General features: G+C 37.8%; 9 protein-coding genes and 1 pseudogene. 6 read left to right on the plus strand and 4 right to left on the minus strand.

Annotated elements, in window-relative coordinates:
* Nucleotides 1–15: 15 nt before the first annotated feature.
* A complete protein-coding gene (locus ACFINM_RS04140) occupies nt 16–651 on the minus strand; it encodes a thiamine diphosphokinase (RefSeq protein ID WP_375629683.1) in 636 nt (211 codons plus the stop codon).
* A gap of 147 nt (nt 652–798) precedes the next feature.
* On the opposite strand from ACFINM_RS04140, the gene ACFINM_RS04145 reads away from it, so the two are divergent.
* On the plus strand, nt 799–2,361 hold the full coding sequence (locus ACFINM_RS04145) for a M48 family metalloprotease (protein WP_375640613.1): 1,563 nt from the start codon (nt 799–801) through the stop codon (nt 2,359–2,361).
* A 326-nt stretch (nt 2,362–2,687) separates the two neighbouring features.
* Here ACFINM_RS04145 and ACFINM_RS04150 read toward each other — a convergent pair whose 3' ends face one another.
* Nucleotides 2,688–3,599: an RNA polymerase factor sigma-32 gene (locus ACFINM_RS04150; protein ID WP_375629677.1), complete on the minus strand. Its 912-nt coding sequence runs from the start codon at nt 3,597–3,599 to the stop codon at nt 2,688–2,690.
* A 576-nt stretch (nt 3,600–4,175) separates the two neighbouring features.
* Between ACFINM_RS04150 and ACFINM_RS04155 the strand changes: the two genes are divergently transcribed.
* The 4 genes from ACFINM_RS04155 to ACFINM_RS04170 all read left to right on the plus strand — a co-directional run bounded on the left by ACFINM_RS04155 (nt 4,176) and on the right by ACFINM_RS04170 (nt 7,582).
* Nucleotides 4,176–5,756 carry a hypothetical protein gene (locus tag ACFINM_RS04155; RefSeq protein ID WP_375629674.1) on the plus strand — a complete coding sequence of 527 codons (1,581 nt, stop codon included), beginning with the start codon at nt 4,176–4,178 and terminating at the stop codon, nt 5,754–5,756.
* Nucleotides 5,757–5,777: 21 nt separating this feature from the next.
* Nucleotides 5,778–6,119, plus strand: coding sequence for a ferredoxin FdxA (gene fdxA, locus ACFINM_RS04160; protein WP_015856977.1), 342 nt, complete (start codon nt 5,778–5,780; stop codon nt 6,117–6,119).
* A 303-nt stretch (nt 6,120–6,422) separates the two neighbouring features.
* A complete protein-coding gene (locus ACFINM_RS04165) occupies nt 6,423–7,007 on the plus strand; it encodes a CarD family transcriptional regulator (RefSeq protein ID WP_273790499.1) in 585 nt (194 codons plus the stop codon).
* 386 nt (nt 7,008–7,393) lie between these two features.
* Nucleotides 7,394–7,582 (plus strand): hypothetical protein, encoded by a 189-nt coding sequence (locus tag ACFINM_RS04170; protein ID WP_375621011.1) that lies wholly within the window; start codon nt 7,394–7,396, stop codon nt 7,580–7,582.
* 331 nt (nt 7,583–7,913) lie between these two features.
* Here ACFINM_RS04170 and ACFINM_RS04175 read toward each other — a convergent pair.
* Both ACFINM_RS04175 and rpmF read right to left on the minus strand, forming a co-directional pair.
* Nucleotides 7,914–8,664, minus strand: a pseudogene (locus tag ACFINM_RS04175) (tyrosine-type recombinase/integrase); the annotation flags it as partial.
* A 1,600-nt stretch (nt 8,665–10,264) separates the two neighbouring features.
* On the minus strand, nt 10,265–10,444 hold the full coding sequence (gene rpmF / locus ACFINM_RS04180) for a 50S ribosomal protein L32 (RefSeq protein ID WP_005774555.1): 180 nt from the start codon (nt 10,442–10,444) through the stop codon (nt 10,265–10,267).
* Between the two features lie 424 nt (nt 10,445–10,868).
* Here rpmF and ACFINM_RS04185 point away from each other — a divergent pair, with 424 nt between their 5' ends.
* On the plus strand, nt 10,869–11,771 hold the full coding sequence (locus ACFINM_RS04185; protein WP_375632065.1) for a polyprenyl synthetase family protein: 903 nt from the start codon (nt 10,869–10,871) through the stop codon (nt 11,769–11,771).
* The last annotated feature ends 1,009 nt before the right edge of the window (nt 11,772–12,780 follow it).

The raw sequence follows: 12,780 nt of genomic DNA on the forward strand, positions 1-12,780 counted from the left end.
TATATTGGAAGAGCTTTATGGAATAGATACAGACGCTAACAATATAGCTTTTCCAGAACCTAAATGGCAAGAAAAGGTTCCACAAATACGGTTAGAAAGTGTTAAAGAAGAGCCAAATGACACATTTTTGTCACAAATTGGCCATTTTACCCCTTTAAGAGTTAAGCTCTTTAAATCAGAAAAGCCGATAATACTAAACAAACATCCCTTAGGCAAATCATACGAACAAGGTTTTGACAAAACCGGCCAACCTTCTTCCGAACCGCTTGTCAACAACACTGAAATACCCCTTTCAGCCATCATCAACGCTTGCGTCATATGAGAAAGGCTATGATCACTTCGCTCCCCTCCCAAAGCACCGCACAAAATAAGCTTTTTAGCGCCATTTTGCAGCGCTCTTTCACATGCCAGAGCACTATCTGTCATATCTTTATCAGAGGGAAAAACTTCACGCGGAACATGACTATATTGACGGATTAAGTTCTCATCTGATGAATCAAAGTCCCCTAACCACAACTCAGGCGTCACATTAAGCGCTGCCGCATGACGCATACCACCATCAGCAGCAATTACCCGACTGTTTTGAATTTGATTAAGCAAACGATCAGTGATATGAACATCCCCATTTAATAATATCGTAAATGTTGTCATGCCATACTTTGCCTTTCACAAAATTTTCTTTACAGTGCATCTTTTTATAAGTGAGAGTCATTTTTTATAAACAAAAAGCGTGATATAGCCAAACGAATCCTTATTCTTAATGCCTTTCTTAAAGAAACATACGATACAAAGATACAAATGCAATTTGCCAAATTACTCCGCAGAAATAATGTGCACCATGGTCCAACGCACCCCATTTTTCACCGCAATTTTCTTTTTCGCTCTTGCCTGTATAAAGCCACTCTCATAAGTCTAACGTTTCTCCTTTCGGCTTGTCATACACCACTTTCTCAAAATGATAGGCTTTCTTCCACTTCTTCTAAAACGATCAAACGTACCAACAACCACAATATCTATGTCACATTAAGCGCTCTGCAACACCCACGTATTTTGCAAATGTATGGTGGCGCTTATCATGATGCAAAACTTGAACACCTTTTAGCAAAGATTGTCCGTAAACTGGCAGTTGCATCCCATAGTTCTCATCAAAGCTATTCTGTAACAATTTTAAACTCAGAAACTATCAACGCTTTTGCGCTCCCCAACGGCTCGATCTACATCACTCGTGGTATGCTGGCATTAGCCAATGATTCTTCAGAAGTTGCAGCCATTTTAGCCCATGAGATAGCACATATCAGAGCCAATCATGGCATTTTACGCCTGCAAAAAGAAGCCCAATTAAAGATGACCAATCACATGTCTTCACGTCTTCTTTCTTCTATTGGCAAAAAACTTCATAACCCTATGCAAAACAAGCAACAACTCGCGCAATTTTCCCGCAATCAAGAGCTGGAAGCTGATTCCCTTGCGCTCGAAATGCTCCAACAATCAGGATATGATCCTTTTGCTTCACCGCGCTTTCTTCAAACAATGGAAGCCTATAGTGCTTTTCGTAATATTTCTGGCACCCAAAATGCCTCTCTAGATTTTTTAGCCTCCCACCCAACTACCCCTCAACGCATTCGGCTTGCGATAGAAAAAGCGCGTAAAATCAGTAAAGGGAATAGTAAAATATCCGATCATGATTCTTTTCTCAAAAGCATTGATGGCATAATTTTTGGAGGAGGCTTTTATACAGGTTTTGTACGAGGCAACCAATTTATTCACCCACAATTGCGCATAGCTTTTTCTGTTCCAAACAATTTTACAATAGAACATTCAGCACACACTGTTTGGGCCAGTGGACCAGATAAAATTGCGATTCGTTTTGACGCCATCCCACATCCTGCTGAAATATCTGCGAGTGATTATTTGAAAAGCGGCTGGATTATCGGTCTAGACCAATCATCTATCCGCCCCATCACAATTCAAGGACTTACAAGTCAAGGTTTTCAAAGCCAAAGTTTACTTGGAGCGCGGGCCCATGCTACCAATGATCAATGGCAATTTGATGTGGTTGTCATTCCATTCAACAACCACATCTTTCGTTTTTTGACGGCCGCTCCACATAATTCTCGAAATTTTGCAGAGGTTGCCCAAAAAACGCTACAAAGCTTTCATTCTCTTTCATCTTCACAGTTAAAAAAATTGCAGCCCTTAAAAATCCGTGTTGTCCGTGTTAAACAAGGAGAAACCGTTGCCAATCTTGCAGATAAAATGCAATACACACCCTATAAAGAAAAACTCTTTCGCATCCTCAACGCCCTCTCACCAGCGCAAACTTTACCTGCAGGTACAAAAGTGAAAATTATTACAGAATAAGCCTTTCTTCTCATCCGTTACAGTTTTGATTCTTTTACAGTTTTGATTCTTTTCTGTCTGTATCACGCCCTCCGCCTTAAAGCATATTCGAAAATAAAGAGGAACACTTTAAAATCCAACTTCATCATGCCTTTATAGGCCTCCGTGTGATACATATTTCCTCCAACTAACTGTGCCCCCTATCTTCCTCTGTTTATCAGTAGCGCCCCCAAGGAGGCATATTCCTAAACAAATATGAACACCCCCTAAAACTGACTTTATCATATTCTCATATGCCCCCACTTAATACATTCTCTTTCCTCCCCCCCCCCAAAGCCTTTCACTGCTTATATATCGTAAGCATCTTCTGAATGAACCGTAAGGAGAGCAGAACGCAATTTTTGCAAAGCCCTAGCTTCAATTTGACGCACGCGCTCTTTCGAGATTCCTAACTTTTCACCCAAAACTTCAAGAGTCGCCCCCTCTTCATTTAAGCGACGAAAGCGAATAATTTCCAACTCCCGTTCGTTGAGAATTTGCAACGCATCGTAAAGCCATTGTGTACGCCGTTGACCATCAATGACTTGCTCAATTAAAGCATCAGGAAGAGGACTATCATCCACCAAAATATCCATCTTAGCAATGGGATTATCACTGTTCTCAGAAACAGAAACACTCAAGGAATTATCAGAACTGGAAAAACGAAAATCCATCGTTTCAACATCGCGCACGGAAACACCGAGTTTTTCAGCGATTGTGCGAAAAATATCCTGTTTTGACAAAGCACTATCATCTTGTATCAGTTTTGCACGCAAACGCCGAAGATTAAAGAAAAGTGCTTTTTGCGAAGAACTCGTTCCCCCTCGAACGATTGACCAATTTCGCAAAATATAATCTTGAATAGAAGCGCGTATCCACCACGTTGCATATGTTGAAAAACGCACTTCCCGATCAGGTTCAAAACGTGCAGCTGCTTCCAATAGTCCCACATACCCTTCTTGTACCAAATCCCCCAATGGCATTTTGAAACGTTTAAAGCGATTAGCAATAGCAATCACTAAACGCATATGAGCCGCTGCAATTTGATGCATGGCATCATCATCACGTTTGTCTTTCCACCGCAGAGCCAAATCATGCTCTTTTTGTCGTTCAAGATAAGGTGCTTGCATAGCAGAACGCATCATATTACGTCCTAAGCTTTTGTCTGCATCGCTATAATTTTTGCTGCTTTTATAAACAGCATTTGAAAGATTACCCATAATAACCCCTTGCGATTAAAATTATCAAAATTGATTTGGCAACGACATCATTGTTCTTCGCTTAAAAAGAACGCAAAAGTTGTTAACTTCTGTGACCACTACTTTAACGTGTAATTTTATAATCGCAATTGTTTTTTTTACTGTCATGGTAAAACTTCTTGTCATAAGACACAATTTCACCTGCAAAATGCCTTTACAATATGCCTTTTAGCCTATGAAATATTTGAAAAAACTTTCTCTTCACTTTTCATGACAAAACAGCAAAAAAATAAAGTGATCATGCAAAAGAAATGCCGTTTTTTGATAACCGGTTCCGTTTCCTTTTAAATTGAAGAATTTATTTATGCTTTTAGCTTTACAATACAACTAATAAGTGTAATTTGCAAATATAAAGCATCCAAACTGAATGAAAACTGAATGAAAAAAGAATCATTCAAGTTTTAAAGGCGCAAAGAAACAGCAAAAAATGACAAGAGTGATTGAAGCAAACGCAACAAACGTGTTAAAGAAAGAGCACCATTATGAAATTGTCGCAAAAAGCTTTTGACCAGTGTCACACTGAGAAAGAAAATGATCATGGATAGCAAGATTGTTCAACAGAATGAGATTCTTCAAGATGATATTCTCATTGAAAAACACGGAAGGGGTAAATTTGAAGGTTTTCGTTTTTATGCCAACAAAAACAGTACCGATCAAATAGCTGAGAAGCAAATTTCAACAGAGAATGAGAGTTTGATTCTTGCTTTTTCCAAACGCGCGACACGTTTTTGTGCTTCTGCAAATGGAGATTTTACCCTCAGTTCTGATGGAATTGTGCGCTGGATTGGTCAACCCGTAGGACAACTTGTAGCAACAGAAGATTTTTTCAAACCAAAACTGATTGTTTTAGCAGATGAACAACTCACGGGAGAATCCCGCAATAACGTTGTGAAACGATTAGAACGCTTTGTCACCTTTCATTTTGAAACGACTTTAAAACCCCTGTTTGATTTGCGCAATGCTGATAATTTAACGGATTCAACAAACAGTCTTGCTTTACAACTTTTTAACTCTTTAGGGATTTTACCACGCCGCGAAGTCTTAGACATTGTCAAAAACCTTGCGCAAGAATCACGTGCCGTTCTTCGGCGTCTAGGCGTGCGTTTTGGCGCTTTTCATATCTATGTTGCCGGAATGCTTAAACCTGCTCCGGTTCAAGCCATTACTCTCCTGTGGAATCTTCAAAATGCGGGACAAGATCAAACTGGTTTGGGTGAAGTTTTTTCAGCATTATCTGCTGGTCGAACCTCTTTAATTGTTGACCCTACCTATAACCGCCAATTTTATCAATTAGCCGGCTACCGAATCTTAGGACAACGTGCTGTACGGATTGATATTTTAGAACGTCTTGCCAATCTCATCCGTCCCGCACTTCATTGGAAACAAGGAAGTGATCCCAGACCCGATGGAGCCTATGATGGCAAAAGTTTTTTTGTTACACCAGCCATGATGTCCATTCTTGGGGCCAACGGAAACGATATGGAAGAAATCCTCAAAGGACTTGGTTATCAATCGTACAGCATAAGCAATACTGTTTTTGAACAAAATCTCTTTGCACACCAAGCCTCTTCCCCTGTCAATAGGGCAATGCAAGATGTTCCTGCAGCAGAATGCGTTGGAAGTCAATGGCAAACAATAAGCGATTTAGAAACAACACGAGAAGAAAAAAATATCTCATACCCAAACACTGCATCCTCTGGTATTGAAAAACATCTCCATAAAACCAATCGTTTACCAGCAGCTGAACCTGTTGGGAATTTTGCCAAATCCCCGCGCTCTACAGAAGAAGATAAAGTTATTTTGTTATGGCATTATAAGCATCAATTTCCCCACCATGCACAAAAAAAACGTGATAAATTAGGAAATAAGTGGCAAAATAAATCGAAGAACGCTGTAAAAAAAGCGGAATACAAAAATGAAAATTCCCCTCAAGAAGCACCATCACAAGCAAAACGCTCTCATAAGTTCCACAAATCCCAAGGAAAACATGCAAATCATAAGCCCTTTCAAAAAGAAAAGCGCCTTAATCCTGATTCACCTTTTGCGAAACTAGCTGTACTACGCGATCAACTCACCAATCATAAAAACACGCACACACTTTCCTCTAAAGAGAATTAAAGTAACAAATGGAGTTTGATCTTGACCCACGTAGTAACCGACAACTGCATTCACTGCAAATATACGGATTGCGTTGAAGTCTGCCCAGTTGATTGTTTTTATGAAGGGGAAAATATGCTTGTTATTCACCCCGATGAATGCATCGATTGTGGTGTTTGCGTGCCAGAGTGCCCAGCAGAAGCGATTTTACCTGATACAGAACCAGGATTAGAAAAGTGGTTAGAACTCAATCTTCATTATGCAAACAAATGGCCTAATCTAACCACCAAAAAAGATCCTCTTCCTCAAGCAAAAGAAATGGATGGTGTTCCAAATAAATTAGAAAAGTATTTTTCAGAAAATCCAGGAAGTGGCGAAGAGTAATGATAAAGTGTACACTCTCCTCCTTCAACGATTGAAAGACTTCTCTTGTAAAAATAAAAAATCCTTAAGCGAAATGATTGATTCTTTTAAATTTTGATGTTAGTGTTATTTTAACATGATCATCTTTCTAAGTATTTTTCTTTGCTTGTTATAGTAAAGCGGTGTATTTTTTTTTGATTTAAAAGTACTCGGCTTTTATGCTCACTTAATTGGTACAATATACTTGGTTAAAGAAAACTCAACCCTCAGGTTTATAACCTGTTTTCCGATACATTTGTTGATCATAAGGGAGTAAACTAAAATATGGCATCCCAACATGGAACGTCTTCCAAGACCAAAGAATTTGCAACCTCTGAATATATCGTCTACCCTACGCATGGAGTAGGACAAATTATAGCGATTGAAGATCAAGAAGTTGCAGGACATAAATTAAAACTTTTTGTCATTCATTTCGCGAAAGATAAGATGGATGTCAAAGTCCCCATTGCAAAAGCCCTTTCCGTTGGAATGCGTAAATTATCTGCTAGTGATTCTGTCGAACGTGCCTTAAAAGTTTTACGCGGAAAAGCACGCGTTAAACGGACCATGTGGTCACGTCGTGCACAAGAATATGATGCTAAAATCAACTCAGGAGATCTTATTTGTATCGCTGAAGTGGTCCGTGATCTTTTCCGCTCTAATCTACAACCTGAACAATCTTACTCTGAGCGCCAACTTTATACAGCTGCTCTTGAAAGAATGGCCCGCGAAATTGCGGTTATTAATAGTCTTTCTGAAACAGAAGCTATCAATCTCATAGAGATGCATCTCTCCAACAAGCCGGAACGCGAGTTTAAAACTGAGAGAGAAGAAACAGATGAAAACAGTAAAGCTGTCTACGCTGCATAATACACTCTTTCATCATAATGATGATATTTCGATAAAACCAGCGAAAAGCTGGTTTTATTTTTTAACATCCTCTCTGCCCTTAAGGACAAAGTTTCTTAACCAGCGCCAATCTATAAACAATCTAACTTTTCGACAAATTCCTCTTCCTCATTTTCTTTCTTCATAGATAATAAACTGATTAATCATCATAATCTAGCATTATTCATTATTAAATTAGAATCTTGAATATGGTAAGATTTCTCATTTCAAATTTCTCTCATGTTGAAGCAATCAAATCACTTGCTTGTCAATCACAAGTGGAGTTGATCTGTGGGTAAAAACTGTACAAAAAGAGCGAGACACTGTCTCAAGCACCAAAGGATATACCAACATTGGAATCTGGCAAGATGTGTAAGGGCGGAGCTTGCTTTTTTATTAAGCGTAAAGATCATAGTGCCGTTTATACACTACACCGAAACTTTACCATTGACCCCCTTCTACAAAACCATTGTAACATTCAAAAACGCCGTCATAAAATGGATGCCACAAATATTGAAAAATATTCCTTTAAAAAAATGCGTGACAGTACAACATAAGATATTTTGTCTTGGGCGCTCTATTTTGCATGAGAAGCATTCCCCCCATTAAAGAACGCGATAAAAAAAGCATGAACTAAAACCATCATCTCCATTCTGTAAAAGGCATTCCAAATACTTTTGAAAGCTGTAAAACTAACTTAAAAAATAACAATAAAAATGAACGTTAGCATTGCCCCTTTCAATTTCATATTTTTCCCAAATGAGGTTTCTCATTTCAGAGATTACGAGATATACGCAATATTCTTACTCCAATCGAACACAAAAAATCTAGAATGATTCATAGAACTCTTAAAAGTCTTAATCTCTATTTCAAACAGACTTCTAAAGATTGGATATTCTCAGCAGGAATTGTCCAGCTATCATCTTCAATCTGATCTTCACGAATATGACGCAAAGGATTAGTACGAACGCCTGTCAGGATAAGCAAACGCAAAGCCAATTGTGTTATGTTTTGTGTTTTACAGAGTAACTTATAAAAGGAAAGAACATCTCTCCAATCCATGGCTGGTCTATGAGTGGTTTTATGACGTTGTTTGCCTAAGAAAGCGCGTGCTTTTTCTGTTGCTTGTAAATCAACATCTAAACCCAAGGCAGCCGCATGTTTGAGACAAAGATTAAGATGCTTCAGTGCTTTATCTGCTGTTGCAGCTTTTGCATGCCAAATAGAGACAAGAATACTTCTTAGTTTGCGTAATCTCTGAAACGGGTAGACAGCCTAATTTGGGGAGAATATGGAGGCGTAAATGTAAAAACCAATTACAAGCTTCACCATCATTTTTTAATTCAGCTTTACGGCTTTCAAAAGCATCTAGAGCAATGTTTTTTAAATAATGGAGATTACGCATTGCCTCACACTTTTGTTTCTCACGTTCTTTAATGGGATCACGCCCCTCACGTAAAACAGCCCACCATCCAGTTGCCAATTCACGGGCTTGTTTTAAAAAAACATCTCGCAAGGCACCCAAGCCCATTTCACGGCGCCGACCATGAATGGTATAACGATAAAGCCATTGAGCACCACCATCTTTACGTTTATGAAGAAGCAAGCCGGCACCATCATTATATTTGCTAGCCCCCAATGTTGCGACAACCCTTGGCTCTTAAGACTCTTCATAAGAACCATTTTTAGTTCTTTCTTATACAAATTTTATCCACACACTCATCCCACTTGTGACGTGCAAACGAGTGGTTTTGATTGATTCTAGATAGAGAGATTTGAAATGAGTGAATCTTACGTTATTCGGGGTTCTAATTCAATAGAAAAAAGTGAATTATATATATAAATCAATATGTTGTCTAATTATGAACAGATAACAAAAAATCATAAACTTAGGTAAGCAACACCATAAAATCATTCATAAACAAGCTATGAACTGGAGAGTCGTACCGGCTTTGATAAAATACTTTGCTCACCCCCACACATAACATATTTGGTTTTAAGTTTACTTATTTTTACAAGCTGTTCGCAACAAATCCCTTATATTCACAAAAATAAGAAAAATATATAGACAATTCTTAGTTCAAAAACATGAAAATACAGCGTGATATTCATAGAAAAGTCTCATGTACCTTTATCATAAAAAGCACTAAAGGTTATTGAATGTGTACACCTTCTGTCTTGTAACGGTTTTCTCTTTTCTGCTCATAAGAAAGCACGCTGGCATCAGCATACACTTAACCCCAATGTTACAACAATTCTTACATTTGAAAATATGCATTATAAACATTTTTCCTTTTTTATAGAGTTTTCACCCACATGCCAGCCCCACTTGTGACCGAAAAGCAAGTGATTGTCATTGATTCAACATGGGGGAAAATTTGAAATGAGAAAATCCTATGATAGACCTTCCATTCAAGGTGCAAAACAACAAATGATCTTTATAAATCAATGTGATGTCGATCTCTATTTTTTTAAGGAGAATCACATGTCACAATATAAGCCTATAGACAAACCATTGCCTTAAATATTCTCATAAAAAACACCGGTATGCTTAAAGCCTTACATGGATCAACCGCCTTAAACGACGATATTTTACGGTCTAATAGGATTCTCTCTACAGTCAATAAAGATTAAGTGCGATACAAAATGATTTTATTACTGAGCTAACTTATATCAATACCCAAGCTCTTAACGAAGTCATCATAAAAGACACTGATACAAGCAATCCCTTATAGCCTCTCAAGAAAACAAGAAAATCATCTCCCACAATAGAATCATTTCTCTACAGCAAAACTTTATCCCACACATGTTCTCAAGAAAAAGTGAAAAACGCATCTTACCCAATGCATTCACTAATGAAATAAAAGAAGTTCACCACTGGAAAAGAAAGAAAACGCTAAAGTTTTATAACCTCTAAAACGGAACATCCACGATACATTCCCTGTTCCACATCGATAGAAGACGATGCAAGGGAACCTCAACATTCATCTTAAAGCGAAAATGCACGCCCCAAGCGTGCATTGATCGATGAAATAAAAGAAGTTGACCTCTGGAAAAGAAAGAAAACGCTAAAGTTTTAACCACTAAAACAGAACGCCCACGATATATTCCCTGTTCCACATCGATAGAAGACGATACAAGGGAACCTCAACATTCATCTTAAAGCGAAAATGCACGCCCCAAGCGTGCATTGATCGATGAAATAAAAGAAGTTCACCACTGGAAAAAAAAGAAAACGCTCAGTCTTTAACCACTAAAACGGAACGTCCGCGATACATTCCCGTTTTCAAATCAATGTGATGAGGACGACGTAATTCACCAGAATTTTTATCTTCGATATAAGTCGGCGCCTTCAGAGCATCAGCCGAACGGCGCATGCCCCTCTTCGCTGGAGAGGTTTTTCGTTTAGGTACAGCCATAAAAAGACACTCCAAATCCATTAAAACAGAAAAAGCAATGTCAAAAATGACAATGCTTCATTTAAAATACCATAAAATTTGAGTATATTATACACTGATAAAAAAGAAGAGGCAATGTCAAAATGATCCTCCTCTTACCAAAAATGACCTTCCTGTTATCAAAAATGGTGTCACAATAATCAAATGAATATCAAAAACACTGCAAAATTTAAGAATTTTATACACCAATGAAAGCTTTTTTATAAGCCCTTCATTCAATTTTTATTTGGTTTAAAAAGGGATTTGCGCATACAGTAGAGATACAGATAAAAAGAGAAGTTGATTTTTAATAAAAAACGACGCCAATTTATGAAAACAAGAAAAAGCAACAACCTTTCTCTTTAAACTTCATAATTTCATTTTTGTAAAAACAAAGGAAGCAAGAATGCACGAATTTACCACCCTTCTTGCAAAACATGGAAATACCGTTGAAAAGCGGCTTGATACCCTGTTAAGTGATCAAATCCAAACTGGTGAAATTTCACGCCCTAAAAATTTAATCAAAGCCATGCGCTATGGTGTGCTGAACGGTGGAAAACGCTTGCGTCCTTTTCTTGTAATTCAAAGTGCTGCACTTTTTGATGTCCCTGTAGAACATTCTCTTGATGTTGCGTGTGCCTTAGAATGTATCCATTGTTATTCGCTCATTCATGATGATCTTCCCGCTATGGATAACGATATACTCCGGCGTGGAAAACCCACTGTCCATGTAGCATTTGATGAAGCAACAGCAATTCTAGCAGGCAATGCCCTCTTAACATTTGCCTTTGAAATCATTGCCCATAAAGCTAGTAATCTATCTACAGATATTAGAATCAAGCTGATCACGTCTCTTGCACAATCGGCAGGACTTGGCGGTATGTTAGGTGGACAAATGCTGGACCTTGAAGCTGAAAAAAGACCGCAAGAAAGTACTGACATCATCACTCTACAACACATGAAAACAGCAGCCCTGATAAGCTTTGCTTGCCAAGCAGGTGCCATCATTGGCAATGCATCTAAAGAATTAACTGAAAAGCTTACTGATTTTGGTACCTATCTTGGTTTAGCCTTTCAATTAACCGATGACCTTCTTGATGTCACCGCCAACACGCAAACCCTAGGAAAAACGGCTGGGAAAGATGAAACGGCACAAAAAGCCACTTTTGTTCACCTTTACGGCATTAAAGAAACCCAAAAAAAGCGAGATACACTCATCAGTAAAGCAGAAGCATTCTTACATCCTTTTGGCGCTAAAGCACTCCCCCTCCAACAAGCAGCACACTTTAGTGCAATACGCCAAAATTAAACTTCATCCACCCTATTGTACATAGTGTACACCGTCATATTTATTGAATGCATAATAGACTTTTCCAAGAAACATTACCATTAATCTCCATTATAGTCCTTATCATGAAATGGGTGCGACAAATCTTAAGAGGAATTTCATTAAAACAAGCCGCGTAAATTTATAACACAAATGCATTCTAGGTATCCTATTTTGCATGAAAAATGCCTTTCATTAAAGACTAAAAGAAACAAAATGTAAAACAATGCGTAATCACCATGTTTTAAAAGATATTACAGTGGATGCTTTAAAGCCGAATAAAAAACAACCGGAAAGAGGAAAACTCGTTTTCTCCTTTATGTCTTTAATCTTCTAACGATAAGGCAAAAATAAACAGAATAAGTATAAAACCAGGCATTTTATAAACCCGCAAAAAACAATAAGAGAAGTACAATGCCCTAAGTAAATGCCCTCAGTAGAGAGTCGTAATTTTTATGCCTTTCCACGCTATCTTGTTATAGAAGATCAAATATGGTTACATTCTGTAAATTCAGTCGTGTATTGCTTGCTCTCTAAAAACACTTTTACAAAAATGCTCGTTGTTTAGTTTAAGCATTATTTTTTTGAAGCTCGTATTTAAAATATCAGAAAAAAATGAATATAATGGCTATTTTGATTTTTATGCCACCCTCAAAGAACAAAGTCTTTTAATCCAATCTGCTCTGTAAACAGTCTAGTGTCCTACCGAGTAGGTTTCTCTCGTTTTCCACGCATGCGATTCACTTAAACTAAAGACGCAATAAACAAGACTTAAGAATATTCACCATGCAATTTTTAAAATATTTAATGTATCAAACAAGATACCTTCACCACCCCTCAAATGACAGTATGTTACGGCATAACAGGATAAATAAAGCCATTAATTTCAATAGAACGAAAGACCAAAAAAATATTATTACCGATCTCTCTTTTCTTAGCAAGAAATATATAATACATTGATTTATAATGATAATTTGCGGTTTTTAACTTG

Origin of the sequence: Bartonella sp. AA168HLJHH (assembly GCF_042197365.1) — a bacterium.
Lineage (GTDB): Bacteria > Pseudomonadota > Alphaproteobacteria > Rhizobiales > Rhizobiaceae > Bartonella.